This is a genomic window from Halopseudomonas sp. T1L2 (assembly GCF_055397385.1).
This window is the reverse complement of record NZ_AP040865.1, coordinates 3,135,539-3,152,924: the sequence shown is the minus strand read 5'-3', so window position 1 is coordinate 3,152,924 and position 17,386 is coordinate 3,135,539. Positions and strand designations below refer to the sequence as shown.

Sequence of the window (17,386 nt, the reverse complement as noted above, 5' to 3'; positions counted from 1 at the left end):
TCGAGATAAGCTGACCCCGAGTTCTGCGGATCGACAGCCATGCCCTACTTCATCTGTTCCCAACCGGCCAGCCCATGATCTGGTTCTGGCGCTCACTGGCATCACTGTGCGTCGCCCTCGGCGCCATCGGTGTCGTGGTTCCCGGTTTGCCGACCACCCCCTTTCTGCTGGTCGCCGCCTGGGCCTCGGCACGTGGCTGGCCGGAGCTGGAGGCCCGCCTGCTGCTGCACCCGCACTATGGCCCGCTGATTCGTGACTGGCGTACGCGCCGGGCGGTTCCGCGGCGGGCGAAATGGGCCGCAAGTCTGCTGATGCTCAGCAGCGTAGTCATGATCTGGCTGCTGCCCGCCCCCGACTGGCTGCGCTGGAGCCTGCCGCCATTTCTCTGTTGCGTTGCGCTCTGGTTATGGACACGCGCCGAACCGCAGCCGCCTGCCGGCCGCTAGCGCGGCATCATCCGCACGCCATCCAGCTCGCTCAAGGGTTGCGGGTGCCCGAGAAAATAGCCCTGGGCATAGTCCACCCCCAGCTCGCGCAACTGATCAAGAATGGCCTCGGTTTCGACAAACTCGGCAACCGTCTGCAGGCCCATTTCGTGGCCGATGGTATTGATTGACGCGACCATCGCCCGGGCAATCGGATCCGCCACGATGTCCTTGACGAACACCCCGTCGATCTTCAGAAAATCCACCGGCAGCGACTTCAGATACGCGAACGACGACAGTCCCGAGCCAAAGTCATCCAGCGCAAACTGACAGCCGATATCCTTGAGCCGCTGCATAAAGACGATGGCCTTGTTCAGGTTGGCAATGGCGCTGGTCTCGGTAATCTCGAAGCAGATCAATTGGGCTGGCACGCCGTGACGCTCGATCGCCGCCAGCACGAAATCGAGAAAACTCTCCTCACCAATCGACGCCGCCGACAGGTTGATCGAGTAGCTGCCCAGTGCACCGCCATGCCGCCGGCTGTAATCTCCGAGCCAGGCCAGAAAGTTGCCGACCACCCAACGGTCGATGGCCGACGCCAGATCATAGCGCTCGGCAGCCGGCATGAACGCTCCCGGCGGGATAATACGGCCATCCTCACCAAGCATTCTCACCAGCACCTCATAGCCAGGCTGGATCTCGCGCTCGCTGATAGCGTAAATGGGCTGGACATAGAGCCGCAGCAGATCGGCATCCAGTACCTGACGCAAGCGATTGACCCATTGCATCTCACCGCGCCGCTCCTGCATCTGCGCATCATCGGCCTGATACAGGTGAATACGGTTGCGACCGGCGTCCTTGGCCGCATAACAGGCGCTGTCTGCGGCGCTGAGCAGCACATCGAGACTGGCCACCTGCTCTTCGATCTGGACCAGGCCGATACTGACCCCGACAGCAAACGTCTTCCCTTCCCAGCTGAACCGGTACTCTTCGACCAACGCGCGGATGCCATCAACCACCGGAATGGCCTCTTCCAGCGTGCAACCACTGAGCAGCAAGCCAAACTCGTCGCCACCGAGGCGCGCCAGCACGTCTGAACTGCGAATGTGCGACTGGAACAGCTTGGCCAGTTGCCGCAACAGCTCGTCTCCGGCCGCGTGACCACAGGTATCATTGACGATCTTGAACTGATCGAGATCCATATAGCACAGCACCTGGTCGACGCGCGCGCCCGGCCCGCGCTGCAGCGCCTGTGCCACCCGCCGCTCGAACTCCTTGCGGTTGACCAGGCCGGTCAGGGTGTCATGGGCTGCCTGATGGGACAGTTCGAGCGCCAGCCGGCGGTTGACGGTCACATCGCGAAAGGTCAGCACCGCGCCAATGATGTGCCCTTCGGCATCGCGGATCGGCGCCACCGCATCCTGCACCGTCACTTCGCTGCCATCGCGCCGGCGCAGCTGGTTCATGCTGCCGGCCGGGCGGCTCAGTGCCTGCCGGTAACGCCGCAACATGGCGCTGACCGGATTGAGCAGTTTTTCTCCGGTGCTTTCATCGAACAGGCAATACACCTCATCCAGCGGTTTTCCTGCCGCATCAGCCTCGCGCCAGCCAGTCAGCTGTTCCGCTATCGGGTTGAGGTAGCGCACGCGCGCATCGGGACCGGTGGTAATCACGCCGTCGCCGATCGACGCCAGGGTCACCTGCGCCAGCATCTTCTCCTGAAACAGCTGCTGCTCGATACGCCGACGCTCGGTGATATCACGGATCATGCAGGTATACAGGTCGTCCTCCAGTGACCCGCTGCTGACCGTCAACTCGGCAACAAACTGATCATGGTCGTTGCGACTGAACAGCACCTCCTGCTTGATCTCGCTGCCGGCTTCCGGCAAGGGCAGGCCTGACCAGTCACGCTCCGCCACCAGACGCGCCATCGGCTGGCCGATCAGGGCGCCGGCGGGCAGCCCGAACAGGCGCTCGGCTCCGGGGTTGCAGGTCGCAAGGATGCCGTCCCGGTTACAGGTAACCACGCCGTCGCGAATGTCACGGATGATGCTTTGGGTCACGCCTACGGCGCGGCGCAGGGCGTGAATGACCTTGTTGTACTGCGCCGCGATCTGGCCCACCTCGGTAAAGGGTTCCACCGGCACATCCCGCTCAAACCGGCCATCGCGCTGATGGGCGGCCATTGCTTCGAGCAGCTCGATCAGTTCGGTACGGGCGCCATGCTCGGATACGTTCAGGCCAGCCAGCTCATCGTCCGGCGTTACCCGCATCGGCCAGAAGCAATTGACCGCGCGCAACAGCAGCCAGGTCAACCCGAAGGCCCACAACCCTGCGACCAGCACCCCTTCCAGCTGGGCAATAAACTGCTGACTACGGGTCAGCCCGGTGCCCAGCGCACCCAGATCGGCGAACAGCGCAACTGCCAGCGTGCCCCAGATACCGCTGGCCAGGTGCACCGGCACGGCACCGACCGCATCATCAATCTGAAACCGAAGCAGCAACCGGTCCGCCAGATACATCACGACCGCACCGATCAGACCAATAAAGAACGCAGCCGACGCATCGACAACATGCGCGCCGGCGGTTACCGCAACCATACCGGCAATCATGCCGTTGAGCGGGTAGACCGGATCGACCAGTCGCCAGCGCAGCCAGGACATCACCATGCCGCCCAGGGTTCCGGCAATGGCGGCCAATACCGTGTTGGCGATGATGCCCGGCACCCGGCCATCAAAGCTCAGCGTGCTGCCGCCGTTGAAGCCGAACCAGCCAAACATCAGCATCAACGCGCCCAGCATCGCCAGCGGCAGGTTCGATCCGGGCATGCTGCGCCCGTCCCGGTCCTGCTCAAAACGCCCCTGGCGCGGGCCCAGAATCAGAATTACCGCCAGCGCCACCCAGCCGCCTACCCCGTGCACCACGGTAGAACCGGCAAAATCGACAAAGCCGCGTTCGGCCAGCCAGCCCAGGCCATCGGCAAAGACGCCGCCCCAGGCCCAGTGACCAAACAGCGGGTAAATGAAGCCGGCGATGATCAGTGTCACCAGCAGGTAGGACGCAAACCGCATCCGCTCGGCAGCGGCACCCGACACGATGGTCGCTGCCGTGGTACAGAACATCGCCTGGAACAGAAAGAACGCCGAATGCCAGGTATCAGCAAAGGGCAGCATGGAGAAGCCCTCGCCATACCAGCCGCCGGCAGTGGCCCCGAACATCAAACCGAAACCGAACAGCCAGTAGCAAAAAATGGCAACGCTCAGGTCAGCCATGTTCTTGACCGCAACGTTGATGGCATTTTTGCTGCGAGTCAGCCCCGACTCCAGACAGAGAAAGCCGATCTGCATGTTGAATACCAGTCCGGCACACAAAACCAACCACAGAACATCGAGCATCGGGATGGGCATGGGAGATACCTGTTCCATTTGGTAACTGGCACTTTGATAGCGCAACTGCTCAGGTCATGCACCCCACTGGTGCAGCGGCCGGCCAGGTTCGCGCCATGCGGCTCAGGATAGTGCAGAGCCTTGCAGGTTCTGTACCAAAAATCGTCGATTTGGTCAGAAAGTCGTCGCCAGAAAGGCGAATATGCATAACCCGGAGGGGTGTGCAGGAGAGGAGAAGTGCACTATCCCGGGCGCAGCAGCGCCCGGGATAGTTACGACAACATCAGTCGGCAATATGAACCAGCTGCTTGCCGAAGTTCTTGCCCTTGAGCATGCCCTTGAACGCCTCAACCGCGTTCTCCAGACCCTCGGCAACGGTCTCGCTGTACTTCAGGGCACCCGATGCGACCTGACCAGCCAGCAGCGCGGTGATTTCCTGATGCTTGTCCTGCCATTCGGTGACCAGGAAGAAGCGGTGTTCCGGCTTGGGATCCAGCGCACCAAAGATATGGAACGGGGTTTCGACCTTGCTCTGGTCTTCGGCGTTATAGGCCGATACATAACCACAGATCGGCACGCGGGCACCCGGGTTGATCAGCTTGGCTACCGCCTTGGCTACCTCGCCACCGACGTTCTCGAAATACACGTCGATGCCGTTCGGACAGGCTGCGGCCAGATCCGCATCCAGGTTACCGGCCTTGTAGTCGATGCAGGCGTCGAAACCGAGTTCTTCCACGACATAGCGGCACTTCTCGGGGCCACCGGCGATGCCGACAACACGGCAGCCTTCCTGCTTGGCGGTCTGGCCAACCACGGTACCGACCGGACCGGACGCAGCGGCAACCACAACGGTTTCGCCAGCCTTGGGCTTACCCACATACATCAGACCGCAGTAACCTGTGCGGCCCGGCATACCGGCCACACCCAGGTAAGCCTGCAGCGGCACGCCCTGATCCTTGATCTTGTAAACCATAGGGGCGTTGCCCGGAATGATGCAGTACTCCTGCCAGCCGGAGTAGACAGTCACAACGTCACCCACTGCATAGTTTTCAGACTTGGACTCGACAACGCGGCCAACGCTTTCGCCGACAATCGGCGCGCCGATTTCAATCGGGTCCATGTAGCCCTTGCTGTCGTTCATGCGCGGACGCATGTAGGGGTCAAGCGACAGCCACAGGGTCTTGATCAGGACCTCACCATCCTTGAGCTCACGAACAGGTTCTTCCTTCAGAACCAGATCACCATCCTGAATTTCGCCCTGCGGGCGCTTGTTGAGCACGATCTTGCGGTTGATATGAGCAGACATGTGATGCCTCTTGCATGAATGAGTGAATGGGCGGAAACCTCCGCGAACCCCCGGATCATAAACGAACCGGGGCCGCTACCAGCCCCGGCAGGCCTACTATTCACAGACTTGATTGCCTGCCAATCCGTCGGCCGAAACCGCGTCAGGCAATATCGCTGACCGACAGTGCTCCGCCGGAACTGATCACCCGGTTGCGGCCGTAGGCCTTGCCGCGGTAGAGACGCTGATCGGCGCAGCGGTACAGACCGCCAGCATCACGTGCGTCCCGGGGCCAGCAGGCCACCCCGAAGGTAGCCGTAATCGGCAGCGCCTGGCCCTGCCAGACCAGCGGCGAACGCTCAAGCTGCAGGCACAGCGTCTGCACCAGTTGTTCGGCAGCCACCGCGTCGGTATTGCGCAGCAACAACCCGAACTCCTCGCCACCCAACCGCCCGATCACATCGGTGCCGCGCAGCCGCTGCCCCAGCACCCGGCACAGGTGCTGAAGGGCACGGTCGCCCGCTTCGTGGCCCCAGCTGTCATTGACCTGCTTGAAATGATCGACATCCAGCAGCACCAGGGCAAACTCGTCGCTGCTGCGCTGACTCTGCTCGATGCACTGGGCAAACAACTGATGAAAACGGGCGCGATTGAATACGCCGGTCAATCCATCCATTTCCGCCATGCGCTGCAGCGATTGCTGCGCCACCGCGCGCCGGCCCTCATAAAAGTGCACGAACAGCAGAATCATCAGGCCGCAGATCACCGCGTTGCCGATATCGATCAGCCCGGCAGCCGATTCCGGGTCGGCATAGCGCCACAGATAAAGCAGCAGGGCCGCGACCATGAACGGGATCGACAGCAGCAATCCGGCACGGCGCCCCAGCAGCAGATAGGCGAGCACCGGCACCATATACACCCAGACGAACGCGGTGACCGACGCCTCGGGCATCAGCATGATATAGAGCTGAAAGCAGAAGGTAGGCAACAGGTAGCCGTAGATCCAGGGCGTCAGCCAGCGGACCCGCATGACTGTGCGGGCCGACCACAGCAGGAACAGGCCAACGATGATTTCCAGCGTTGCCAGCACGGCATTGTCATTGCCAAACTGCAGCAGCGCAAAGCCGCAGAGTACGACGCCAGTGCAGGCAAAGATAAGACGCAGCAATGAGCGCCGGGCAGAATCCTCCAGCCCGGCTGCCGCCCGTCGATGTATTCCGTGCTCCGAATCCAATGGCTTTCCTGTCCGATGACTGTCCGTAGCGGTGCAGTATAGCGAAGCCCGGCTCAGCTGGAGGCCCAGTTTTCCAGCAGGTGCTGATCCTTCAGCCGTACATAGTTGGCAGCCGAGTAGGTAAAGAACTCACGTTCCCTGTCGGTCAACGGGCGCACCTGTTTGGCCGGGCTGCCCATATACAGATAACCACTTTCCAGCGTGCGCTTGGCCGGCACCAGAGAGCCGGCACCGATGATCACCTCGTCTTCGACCACCGCGCCATCCATGACGATGCTGCCCATGCCGACCAGCACACGGCTGCCGATGCTGCAGCCATGCAGCAGCACCTTGTGGCCAATGGTCACGTCATCGCCGATGTTCAGCGGATAACCATCCGGGTTGAACGGGCCGGCGTGGGTGATGTGCAGCACACTGCCATCCTGCACGCTGGTGCGGTCGCCAATACGAATGCTGTGCATGTCGCCGCGAATGATCGCGCCGGGCCAGACCGAGCAATCGTCACCGAGGTGCACGTCGCCCAATACCACCGCCGACGGATCAACAAACACCCGGTCACCCAGCACCGGCTGCCAGTCCCTGAAGCCACGTACGTTCATCGCATCACCCTTGAATTTTGCGGCTATCGCCGTCATTGAGAACTTCTAACGAAGTCACGATGCCAAGCGCGCCGGAGTTGATTACCATGGGCGCATTGTAAGTCATCGATCGAATCAGGATACCCGCCATGCCCAATCCGCTGCTGCAACCCTACGATCTGCCGCCCTTTGCCGAGATCCGTGCCGAGCACGTCAAACCGGCCATCGAGCAGATTCTGGCTGACAACCGCGCACAGCTCGATGCCCTGCTGGCCAACCCTCCAGCGCAATGGACCTGGGCCAACCTGATCGAGCCGCAGGATGACATGGGCGAACGCCTTGGCCGTGCCTGGTCGCCAGTCAGCCATCTCAATGCGGTCATGAACAGCCCCGAGCTGCGTGAAGCCTATGAAAGCTGCCTGCCGCTGCTGAGCCAGTATTACACCGAGATGGGCCAGAATCAGGCGCTGTTTGAAGCCTACCAACAGCTCGCCTCCAGCGACGAGTTCGCCACGCTGGACAAGGCCCAGCAGACCATCCTTGAACACGCCCTGCGCGACTTCAAGCTGTCCGGCATCGCCCTGCCACCGGAGCAGCAGAAGCGCTACGGCGAACTGCAGATGCGTCTGTCCGAATTGCAGAGCACCTTCTCCAATCAGGTGCTCGACGCCACCCAGGCCTGGACCAAGCACATCACCGACGCGGCCCAGCTGGACGGCCTGCCCGAGTCCGCGCTGGCGCAGGCCAAACAGGCCGCCGAAGCCCGCGAGCTGGACGGCTGGCTGATCACGCTCGAATTCCCCAGCTACTTCCCGGTGATGACCTACGCCACCGACCGCGCCCTGCGTCAGGAGGTCTACACCGCCTTCTGCACCCGCGCCTCCGATCAGGGCCCCAACGCCGGCCAGTTCGACAACGGCCCGATCATCGACGAGATTCTGCTGCTGCGTCAGGAGCTAGCCGAGCTGCTGGGTTTTGCCAACTATGCAGAGCTGTCGCTGGCGACCAAGATGGCCGAAAGCACCGATCAGGTGCTCGGCTTCCTGCGTGATCTTGGCGAGCGCAGCAAGCCGTTCGCGAAACAGGACCTGGCCGCCCTGAAGGCTTTCGCCGCAGAACAGGGCTGCGACGACCTGCAGCCCTGGGATGTTGGCTTCTACAGCGAGCAGCTGCGCCAGCAGCGTTACGCCATTTCTCAGGAAATGCTGCGCCCCTACTTCCCGATCGATACCGTGATCAACGGCATGTTCGCCATCGTCCAGAAGCTCTACGGTATCGAACTGCGCGAAGTCGCCGAGTTCGAGCGCTGGCACAAGGACGCGCGCCTGTTCGAGGTGATCGAGCAGGGCGAAGTCATCGGCCGCTTCTTCCTCGATCTGTACGCCCGCGCCAACAAGCGCGGCGGCGCCTGGATGGACGGCTGCCGTGACCGCCGCCTGCTGCCCGACGGCGCCCTGCAGCGCCCCATCGCCTATCTGGTCTGCAACTTCACCCCGGCGGTCGGCGGCAAGCCGGCATTGCTGACCCACGACGAAGTCACCACCCTGTTCCACGAGTTCGGCCACGGCCTGCACCATCTGCTGACCCGGGTGAACTACGCCTCTGCCAGCGGTATCAATGGCGTGGCCTGGGATGCGGTCGAGCTGCCAAGCCAGTTCATGGAAAACTGGTGCTGGGAGCCGGAAGGCCTGGCGCTGATCTCCAGCCACTATGAAACCGGCGAGCCGTTGCCGCAGGACCTGCTGGACAAGATGCTGGCGGCCAAGAACTTCCAATCCGGCCTCGGCATGCTGCGTCAGATCGAGTTCTCGCTGTTCGACTTTGAGTTGCATGTGCGCAAGCACCCCGAGCTGAGCGTGCAGCAGGTACTTGATCAGGTGCGCGATGAGATTGCGGTCATCAAGGTACCGTCGTTCAACCGCTTCCAGAATGGCTTCAGCCATATCTTTGCCGGTGGCTATGCAGCCGGTTACTACAGCTACAAGTGGGCAGAAGTGCTGTCGGCAGATGCCTTTTCGCGCTTCGAGGAGGAAGGGGTGCTGAACGCCGAGACCGGCCGCGCCTTCCGCGACAACATTCTTGCCCGTGGCGGCAGTGAAGCGCCGATGGCGCTGTTCGTCGCCTTCCGTGGTCGTGAGCCGTCAATCGATCCGCTGCTGCGCCACTCGGGCCTGACTGGAGAAGCCGCATGAGCCAGCAACCGATCAAGCGTTTCATCGCCGGCGCGGTCTGCCCGGCGTGCAGCGCGATGGATACCATCAAGATGTACGAGGAAGACGGCGTACCACACCGCGAATGCGTGGAGTGCGGCTACGCCGATACGCTGGATGCCCGCGGCAACTCGGTACCCAAAGAGCTGACCACCCGGGTCAACGAGGCACGCAAGGCACCAAAGAAGCCGAGCAGTCAGACGGTGCAGTTCTTCCCCAACCCGCGTTTGAAAAAAAAGGACTGACCGGGCAGCCGGCTCGCAATACGGGCCGGCTGCTGTTCAGGCAGCGCCGCGCAACTCAATCTCGACCCCCAGCTGACGGGACATACAGGGCCATTGTGCCCATAACCGGCGCACCTGCGCCGGGTCCTGACTGGCCTGATAGGCCCTGAACGGCTCCGACTGAAACAGATCCTCCGGCAGCAGGCCGGAAACCGCTGTTTCCACCGCCGTATCCAGCTGGTTGGCAAACCCCTCGCCCATCAGTTGATGCACAATCAGGTTGGCCCGCGTGGTATCCATCGGAATCAGCGGCGCAATGCCGTTGGCGACGTAACGATCGTTGACCTCCTCGACCAGGCGATGCGCCAGATAGGCCTCGTCCAGCAGCATAATCAGCCCTTTGTGCTCACTGGGCAGATCCGGGGGCTGCAGGAAAAAGGCTTCCGCCACCTTCAGCACCGGCAGCATGCGCTCGCGCAAGTGAGCGGCCTGCGCTACTGCAGCTGCCGCCTCCAGCACGTCCGGTACCTGCTCGATATAGGCCCGAGCAAACCGATACAGGGTTTCGACCTGATTATTCTCCACCCGGATCGATGGGTGCAGGGCCGGCAGACGGGATTCAAGCCAACGCTGCATCGCCCCGACCGAGTCAGGTTGCGCCATGGCATCGGCAATACGGCGTTTCAGGCCGGTTATATTCATGTTTCACGCTCCACAACGACGGCTGAATGCTGCAAGCGGCCAACAGCATATTGATATCATTCTCATTTCGAGAAAAGCTAGCAGAGGCACCCCATTCCGTCAAAGTGACTCATCGGGAGCCATTAGATCCAATTGTAATAACTGCAACCTCAGGGCGGACACCCTCCCCCGCGTTCCAACTATCGCGGCTCGCTGTCAGTGAGACGCAACATTGCCAAGCCGCAACCCCTGTCTATACTCGATTGTGTCGGTAGCCTGTGGGGGAGTTCCGACCGGGGGTGATTCATCGCGATCTTCGCGCTGCGCATCCCGCGGTTTCGGGTATCTGCGCAGTGTTGTACCTGCTCCAGATACCCCTCATTCCGTGCACCGGAAGCGATAACAACAATAAAAGGGGAACCGGGAATGTTGCGAGCAGCAATCACCTGGCCTGTTGGCCTGTTCCTGTGCGCGCTTGGCCTGTCGGCCAACGCCGAGTGGGGCATCAACATGCGCCGTGGCGTCACCGACGTCAGCCAGTCCGTGTTCGATCTGCACATGACCATCTTCTGGATCTGCGTCGTCATCGGCGTCGTGGTATTCGGTGTGATGTTCTGGTCGATGCTGATGCACCGCAAATCGGCGGACAGCAAACCGGCGACCTTCCACGAGCACGTCGGCGTCGAAATCCTCTGGACCGTCATCCCGCTGGTCATCCTCATTGTCATGGCGGTTCCGGCCACCAAAACCCTGATCGATATCTACGACGCCGACGAAGCCGACGTCGATATTCTGGTCACCGGCTATCAATGGCGCTGGCAATACCAGTACGTCGGCGAAGGGGTCAGCTTTTTCAGCACCCTGACCACGCCGCGCGACGAAATCACCAACGTCAGCGCCAAGAGCCCGGACTACCTGCTGGAGGTCGACAACCCGCTGGTTATCCCGGTCGGCAAAAAGGTCCGCTTCCTGGTCACCGCCTCCGACGTCATTCACTCCTGGTGGGTACCGGATTTTGCGGTGAAGAAGGATGCCATCCCCGGCTTTATCAACGAGGCCTGGACCCGGGTTGAAGAACCCGGCATCTACCGCGGCCAATGCACCGAACTGTGCGGTAAGGATCACGGCTTCATGCCGGTCGTGGTGCAGGTGCTGCCGCAGGATGAATACGACACCTGGCTGGCTGAGCAGAAAGAGGCGGCGGCGAAGGAAGCCGAGCTGCGTGACAAGACCTGGACCCTCGACGAACTGGTCGAGCGTGGCGAGAAGGTCTACACCACCGCCTGCGCCTCCTGTCACCAGCCCAACGGTGAGGGCCTGCCACCAATGTTCCCGGCGCTCAAGGGCAGCCAGATTGCCACCGAAGACATGGCCGCGCACCTCGACATCGTGCTTAACGGCAAGCCCGGCACCGCCATGGCGGCGTTCGGCAAGCAATTGTCTGAAGTCGACATTGCTGCCGTGATCACCTACGAGCGCAATGCCTGGGGCAACGACACCGGCGAAATGCTCTCGCCCATCGATGTTCTGAAGGCGAAAGAAGGCCAATAGGAGACCTGCCATGAGTGCTGTGATCGATACCCATCACCACGACCATGCCCACGGTCCGGCCAAGGGCCTGATGCGCTGGGTGCTGACGACCAACCACAAGGACATCGGCTCGATGTACCTGTGGTTCAGCTTCGCCATGTTCCTGCTCGGCGGCTCGATGGCCATGGTCATTCGTGCCGAACTGTTCCAGCCGGGCCTGCAGCTGGTGCAGCCCGAGTTCTTCAACCAGATGACCACCACCCATGGCCTGATCATGGTGTTCGGTGCAGTCATGCCCGCCTTTGTCGGCCTGGCCAACTGGATGATTCCACTGATGATCGGCGCGCCGGACATGGCGCTGCCACGGATGAACAACTTCAGTTTCTGGCTGCTGCCGATGGCCTTCGGGTTGCTGGTCTCGACACTGTTCATGGAAGGGGGCGGCCCGAACTTCGGCTGGACCTTCTACGCACCGCTGTCGACAACCTATGCGCCGCCCAGCGTCACCTTCTTCATCTTCGCCATTCACCTGGCGGGCATCAGCTCGATCATGGGCGCGATCAACATCATCGCCACCATCCTCAACCTGCGCGCACCCGGCATGACGCTGATGAAGATGCCGCTGTTCGTCTGGACCTGGCTGATTACCGCCTTCCTGCTGATCGCCGTCATGCCGGTGCTGGCCGGCGTGGTCACCATGATGCTGATGGACATCCATTTCGGCACCAGCTTCTTCAATGCCGCCGGCGGCGGTGATCCGGTGATGTTCCAGCACATTTTCTGGTTCTTCGGCCACCCCGAGGTCTACATCATGATCCTGCCGGCGTTCGGTGCGGTCAGCCAGATCATTCCGGCCTTCAGCCGCAAGCCGCTGTTTGGCTACACCTCCATGGTCTACGCCACCGCGGCCATCGCCTTCCTGTCGTTCATCGTCTGGGCGCACCACATGTTTACCGTCGGCATCCCGATTACCGGGGAGCTGTTCTTCATGTACGCGACCATGCTGATCGCGGTGCCCACCGGGGTGAAGGTATTCAACTGGGTCAGCACCATGTTCCGCGGCGCGCTGACCTTTGAAGCGCCGATGCTGTTCGCCGTGGCCTTCGTCATCCTGTTTACCATCGGCGGGTTCTCCGGTCTGATGCTGGCCATTGCACCGGCCGACTTCCAGTATCACGACACCTACTTTGTGGTCGCGCACTTCCACTATGTGCTGGTGCCCGGCGCCATCTTCGGCATCTTCGCCTCGGCTTACTACTGGCTGCCAAAGTGGACCGGCCACATGTACGACGAAACACTGGCCAAGACCCATTTCTGGATGAGCTTCATCGGCATGAACCTGGCGTTCTTCCCGATGCACTTTGTCGGACTGGCTGGCATGCCGCGGCGCATTCCCGACTACAACGTGATGTTCGCCAACTTCAACATGATCTCCTCGGTTGGCGCCTTCATGTTCGGGGTGACCCAGCTGCTGTTCCTGTTCATCGTCATCAAGTGCATCAAGGGCGGAACGAAGGCGGCGGCCAACCCCTGGGAAGGTGCAGAAGGGCTGGAGTGGACGGTGCCGTCGCCGGCGCCCTATCACACCTTCACCACCCCCCCCGAGGTGAAATGACCGGAGGCGCTGGCCATGAGCGAGCAGCAATCCAACAAACCGGTAGTAACGCGTCTGGTGCTGACCGTGATCGGCATGTTTGCCTTCGGTTTTCTGATGGTGCCGCTGTATGACGTGATGTGCGATGCCCTGGGCATCAACGGCAAGACCAGCGGCACAGCCTATCGGCAGGAGGTCGAGCACATCGACGAGAGCCGCACCCTGCGGGTGCAGTTCGTCGCTACCCGGGCGCAGGGCATGGCATGGGACTTCAACCCGGACGCAGAGCAACTCAGTCTGCATCCGGGTGAAACCCGCGAGATGCTGTTTTATGCCCACAACCCGACTGACCGGCCGATGGTGGCGCAAGCCATTCCCAGCGTCTCGCCAGCCAAGGCCGCCGCTTTCTTTCACAAGACCGAATGCTTCTGTTTTACCCAGCAGGTGTTGCAACCGGGGGAAAGCGTGGAGATGCCGGTGCGTTTCATTGTCGACCCGGCACTGCCGACCGATGTGAAACACCTGACGTTGGCCTACACCCTGTTTGATGTATCGGAGCGGATGCCTGACAAGCTGGCGAGCGCGTCAGCCCAGGCTCACTGAACATGATTGCCGGATAAGGAGAACAACAGATGGCCAATCACGAAACCTATTACGTTCCGGCCCAAAGCAAATGGCCGATCATTGCCTCGGTCGCCCTGCTGCTGACGGTATTTGGCGCCGGCAGCATGATGAATGGCGATGCCGCCGGCGCCGGCAGCAGCCTCGGCAAATGGATCTTCTTTGCCGGTGCATTGATGATCGCCTACATGATGTTCGGCTGGTTCAGCAACGTGGTGAAGGAAAGCCGCGAGGGGCTCTACAGCCCGCAGATGGACCGTTCCTTCCGCATGGGCATGGGCTGGTTCATCTTTTCCGAGGTGATGTTCTTCGCCGCGTTCTTCGGCGCACTCTTTTATGTGCGTACCTTCGCCGGACCGTGGCTCGGTGGTGAGGGCGACAAGGGCGTGACCAACATGCTCTGGCCCGAGTTCGTCTATCAATGGCCGCTGATGGTCAACCCTGATCCCGGAGCCTTCCCCGGCCCTAAAGAGGTAATCAGCGCCTGGCAGCTGCCACTGATCAACACCGTTCTGCTGATTTCTTCCAGTGTCACCGTCACCTTCGCTCACCATGCGCTGAGAGCCGACAAGCGGGGCGCCACCAAGGCATGGCTTGGCCTGACCGTGGCACTGGGCACCGTGTTTCTGATTCTGCAGGCGCTGGAATACCAGCACGCCTACCACGACTTGGGGCTGACCCTGAACTCCGGCATCTACGGCGCCACCTTCTTCATGCTGACCGGCTTCCACGGCGCTCACGTGACCATGGGTACGCTTATTTTGGCGATCATGCTGATCCGCATCACCAAGGGTCACTTCACGCCGCAACAGCACTTCGGCTTCGAAGCGGCCAGCTGGTACTGGCACTTCGTTGATGTAGTCTGGGTCGGCCTGTTCATCTTCGTCTACATTTTCTAACCCATGCGGCCGGGGGCGTTTTCAATGCAGCCAGGGCGTATTCCAGACCAGGTTGCCGGACCAGAAGCCCCAGGCGATCAGGCCCATCAGCAGGATCGTCAGGCTGATGCGTACGCTCAGGGCGGTTACCAGCCGCCCGCGACCATCCGTGTCCTTCATCAGAAAAAACAGCCCGCTGAACAGGCTGATCACAATCAGCGCCAGCAGCATCAAAATGGTCAGTTTGAGCCACATGGGCGTCCCCTTCCTGTTGTTATGTTGGGCTCAAGTATAGCGAGGGCGCACCATGCTGCTTGCTGAACGAGTCTCGCGCAGCCACCGCTTTGCGCCTGGCTGGCCGCTGTGGGTGTTCACGCTGACCCTGCTGCCGGTACTGCTCGCGCTCGGCAGCTGGCAGCTGCAGCGCGCGGCTGAAAAGCAGCAGATGCAGGCGTCGATTGACGCACTGCATCAAACCCCGGCGATGCCACTGTCTGCGTTCGCGCAAACGCGGCCGTCTGACTGGCAACCGCTGATTCTGCGCGGGCACCTGGAGGCTCGGCACACATGGCTGCTCGACAATCGCACCCGCGACGGCCGAGCCGGGGTAGAAGTGTTGCAGGCCTTTCAGGACACCAGTGGCCAATGGTTGCTGGTTAACCGCGGCTGGCTGCCCTGGCCGGACCGCCGTCAGGCGCCGCAGATCGAGACGCCGTCGGGAGAACTGCAGCTGCTGGCAGAGAAGCTGCCAGACAGCGTCACCGGCTGGCGCCCGGGTAGCCGGCGTTGCGCAGCTGGCACTGCCAACTGCGTGGTAGCCCAGCTTGACCTGACAGCCTTGCGCCTGCAGTCCGGTATTGCGCTGCAGGACTGGAGCGTCCGCTTGACCGGGGACGGTTCATCGGCAGCACTGCAACTCGACTGGCCAGCGCTGCCGATGAGCGCAAGCCGACATACCGGGTATGCCGTCCAGTGGTTCAGCCTCGCTGCGGCGCTGATCGCTTTGTTTATCTGGGCCGGTTTCCGGCCCGACCATCGGGGGAATAATAATGATGAGCCTGACCGAGCCTGACCGGACCCGGCAACGCCCACGCGGCCAGCTAAAGCTGCTCGCCGTCATCGGTGTCGTGGTCGTACCCATTCTGATCGCCGCGCTGATGGCGCACTTCGGCATCGGTGTGCCGCAGGCACATTCAAACAAATCCGCCCTGGTCGAGCCGGCCATTCAGGTCAGCGACTGGCAACTGGCGCTGGAGCCAATCGGCTATGGCGCACCCTGGCGGCTGCTGGTTACCCACACCGGCGCCTGCGAACGCGAATGTATGGCGCTGATCCACGAGGCCCGGCAGATCAATGTGGCTGTCGGCCGCGAAGCGGACCGCGTCGAGCATGTACTGGCCTCGCCGGTCGCCCTGCGCGACGATGAACTGGCCCGGCTGGAAACCGAATTTCCGCGCCTGCAGCGTACACGCTTCGACAGCAATGCCTATCTTCACAGCCTGCAGACCCAGCCAGACAGCTGGCTGATCGGCCCGCAGCTCTGGCTGGTCGACCCACTCGGCCGTGTGGTGCTGCATCACAGTGCCGGTCAGCCAGGCAAAGACCTGCTTGATGACCTCAAGCGTCTGCTGAAACTCTCGAAGGTGGGCTGAGCCATGCGCAAACCTGGCTACAACCTGGCACTGGCAGGGCTCCTGCTGTGCTTTATCGTCGTCATCCTTGGCGCTTACACCCGGCTGGTACACGCCGGACTCGGCTGCCCGGACTGGCCAGGCTGCTACGGCTTTCTGACCGTACCGCAAAGCGATCATGCGCTGGAAACGGCGCAGCTGCGCTTCCCGGACGACCCGGTCGAAGCCTTCAAGGCCTGGGCGGAGATGATTCACCGCTACGCAGCCGGCACCCTCGGCTTGCTGATTCTGGGCCTGGCCGTGATTGGTATCCGACAGCGCCGCGACCCCGGCTACCCGACCGGCCTGTGTGTCGGGCTGCTTGCCCTTGTCGTCTGCCAGGCACTGTTCGGCATGTGGACCGTGACCCTCAAGCTCTGGCCGCAGGTCGTCACAGCCCATCTGCTGGGCGGCTTCGCGACCCTGAGCCTGCTGTTGCTGCTGGTACTGCGCCTGTCGGGCCGGCTACCGGCACTCCATCCCACCCGCTCGCTCACCAGACTGCGCCTGCTGGCGCGCTTTGCACTTGCGGTGGTGATCCTGCAAATCATGCTCGGCGGCTGGACCAGCACAAACTATGCCGCGGTGGCCTGCATCGACCTGCCGACCTGCCACGGGGAATGGTGGCCGGAGATGGACTTCCACACCGGCTTCAACCTGCTGCATCAGGAGATCGGCCCGAACTACCTGGGCGGCATGCTGGAAGGCCCGGGGCGGACAGCGATCCATTTCACCCACCGCCTTGGCGCATTGCTCACCACGTTCGTTGTGCTGCTGCTCGGCTGGCAACTCTGGCGCGCACGCCTGCACGGTCTGGCGCTGCTGCTGTGCCTGGCACTGACTGCCCAGGTCGGCCTGGGCATCACCAACGTACTGGCGGCGCTGCCATTGGCAGTAGCTGTGGCGCATAACGGCATGGCGGCGCTCCTGCTGCTGTGCACACTGGCCGTCAACTATCGTGTGCGTGCGCCGGCAACGGTACGTGTCCGACTGGAGGCACGACCACGCCGTTCACTGGCGAGTCACGCCTGAGGCATCCATACTCCAGACACAACAACACAGGTGCGCAG

Annotated in this window: 16 protein-coding genes; 10 read left to right on the top strand and 6 right to left on the bottom strand. The window is 61.8% G+C overall.

Annotated features, from left to right (window positions below; genetic code table 11):
• Nucleotides 1–74 precede the first annotated feature (74 nt).
• Complete coding sequence (locus ACZ5WQ_RS14955) at nt 75–446, top strand: YbaN family protein (protein WP_233048722.1); 372 nt, start codon at nt 75–77, stop codon at nt 444–446.
• Here the strand turns inward: ACZ5WQ_RS14955 and amt are convergent.
• The 4 genes from amt to ACZ5WQ_RS14935 form a co-directional block, all read right to left on the bottom strand.
• The gene (amt, locus tag ACZ5WQ_RS14950) at nt 443–3,832 is read right to left on the bottom strand and encodes an ammonium transporter (RefSeq protein ID WP_464382576.1); all 3,390 of its coding nucleotides are present in this window, start codon (nt 3,830–3,832) and stop codon (nt 443–445) included. The genes ACZ5WQ_RS14955 and amt overlap by 4 nt on opposite strands.
• Nucleotides 3,833–4,094: 262 nt before the next feature.
• Entirely contained in the window at nt 4,095–5,117 is a 1,023-nt protein-coding gene (locus ACZ5WQ_RS14945) for an NADP-dependent oxidoreductase (protein ID WP_088276970.1), read from the bottom strand.
• Nucleotides 5,118–5,259: 142 nt separating this feature from the next.
• Nucleotides 5,260–6,330, bottom strand: coding sequence for a GGDEF domain-containing protein (locus ACZ5WQ_RS14940; protein WP_464382575.1), 1,071 nt, complete (start codon nt 6,328–6,330; stop codon nt 5,260–5,262).
• A gap of 53 nt (nt 6,331–6,383) precedes the next feature.
• Nucleotides 6,384–6,929 carry a gamma carbonic anhydrase family protein gene (locus ACZ5WQ_RS14935; RefSeq protein WP_233049917.1) on the bottom strand — a complete coding sequence of 182 codons (546 nt, stop codon included), beginning with the start codon at nt 6,927–6,929 and terminating at the stop codon, nt 6,384–6,386.
• Nucleotides 6,930–7,057: 128 nt separating this feature from the next.
• Between ACZ5WQ_RS14935 and prlC the strand changes: the two genes are divergently transcribed.
• Nucleotides 7,058–9,100, top strand: a complete 2,043-nt coding sequence (gene prlC / locus ACZ5WQ_RS14930) for an oligopeptidase A (RefSeq protein ID WP_464382574.1) — start codon at nt 7,058–7,060, stop codon at nt 9,098–9,100.
• Complete coding sequence (locus ACZ5WQ_RS14925) at nt 9,097–9,363, top strand: YheV family putative zinc ribbon protein (RefSeq protein ID WP_233048718.1); 267 nt, start codon at nt 9,097–9,099, stop codon at nt 9,361–9,363. The genes prlC and ACZ5WQ_RS14925 overlap by 4 nt, the downstream gene beginning before the upstream one ends.
• A gap of 36 nt (nt 9,364–9,399) precedes the next feature.
• Here the strand turns inward: ACZ5WQ_RS14925 and ACZ5WQ_RS14920 are convergent, their stop codons facing one another.
• Nucleotides 9,400–10,044 (bottom strand): hypothetical protein, encoded by a 645-nt coding sequence (locus tag ACZ5WQ_RS14920; RefSeq protein WP_269688242.1) that lies wholly within the window; start codon nt 10,042–10,044, stop codon nt 9,400–9,402.
• Nucleotides 10,045–10,449: 405 nt separating this feature from the next.
• Here ACZ5WQ_RS14920 and coxB point away from each other — a divergent pair, with 405 nt between their 5' ends.
• From coxB to ACZ5WQ_RS14900, 4 genes are read left to right on the top strand one after another with little or no spacing between them, the layout of a single operon-like run.
• Nucleotides 10,450–11,574 (top strand): cytochrome c oxidase subunit II, encoded by a 1,125-nt coding sequence (gene coxB, locus ACZ5WQ_RS14915; RefSeq protein WP_228245631.1) that lies wholly within the window; start codon nt 10,450–10,452, stop codon nt 11,572–11,574.
• Nucleotides 11,575–11,584: 10 nt separating this feature from the next.
• Nucleotides 11,585–13,168, top strand: a complete 1,584-nt coding sequence (gene ctaD, locus ACZ5WQ_RS14910) for a cytochrome c oxidase subunit I (protein WP_233048716.1) — start codon at nt 11,585–11,587, stop codon at nt 13,166–13,168.
• A 15-nt stretch (nt 13,169–13,183) separates the two neighbouring features.
• Nucleotides 13,184–13,750: a cytochrome c oxidase assembly protein gene (locus ACZ5WQ_RS14905; protein WP_269688243.1), complete on the top strand. Its 567-nt coding sequence runs from the start codon at nt 13,184–13,186 to the stop codon at nt 13,748–13,750.
• Between the two features lie 29 nt (nt 13,751–13,779).
• The gene (locus tag ACZ5WQ_RS14900; RefSeq protein ID WP_233048714.1) at nt 13,780–14,667 is read left to right on the top strand and encodes a cytochrome c oxidase subunit 3; all 888 of its coding nucleotides are present in this window, start codon (nt 13,780–13,782) and stop codon (nt 14,665–14,667) included.
• 21 nt (nt 14,668–14,688) lie between these two features.
• Here the strand turns inward: ACZ5WQ_RS14900 and ACZ5WQ_RS14895 are convergent, their stop codons facing one another.
• On the bottom strand, nt 14,689–14,901 hold the full coding sequence (locus tag ACZ5WQ_RS14895; RefSeq protein ID WP_464382573.1) for a DUF2909 domain-containing protein: 213 nt from the start codon (nt 14,899–14,901) through the stop codon (nt 14,689–14,691).
• Between the two features lie 52 nt (nt 14,902–14,953).
• On the opposite strand from ACZ5WQ_RS14895, the gene ACZ5WQ_RS14890 reads away from it, so the two are divergent.
• Genes ACZ5WQ_RS14890 through ACZ5WQ_RS14880 form a run of 3 tightly spaced genes read left to right on the top strand, consistent with a single transcriptional unit; the run spans nt 14,954 to nt 17,348 of the window.
• The gene (locus ACZ5WQ_RS14890; RefSeq protein ID WP_464382572.1) at nt 14,954–15,718 is read left to right on the top strand and encodes an SURF1 family protein; all 765 of its coding nucleotides are present in this window, start codon (nt 14,954–14,956) and stop codon (nt 15,716–15,718) included.
• Complete coding sequence (locus tag ACZ5WQ_RS14885; protein ID WP_338212584.1) at nt 15,696–16,298, top strand: hypothetical protein; 603 nt, start codon at nt 15,696–15,698, stop codon at nt 16,296–16,298. The genes ACZ5WQ_RS14890 and ACZ5WQ_RS14885 overlap by 23 nt, the downstream gene beginning before the upstream one ends.
• Nucleotides 16,299–16,301: 3 nt before the next feature.
• Nucleotides 16,302–17,348 carry a COX15/CtaA family protein gene (locus ACZ5WQ_RS14880; RefSeq protein ID WP_233048710.1) on the top strand — a complete coding sequence of 349 codons (1,047 nt, stop codon included), beginning with the start codon at nt 16,302–16,304 and terminating at the stop codon, nt 17,346–17,348.
• Nucleotides 17,349–17,386: the final 38 nt, after the last annotated feature.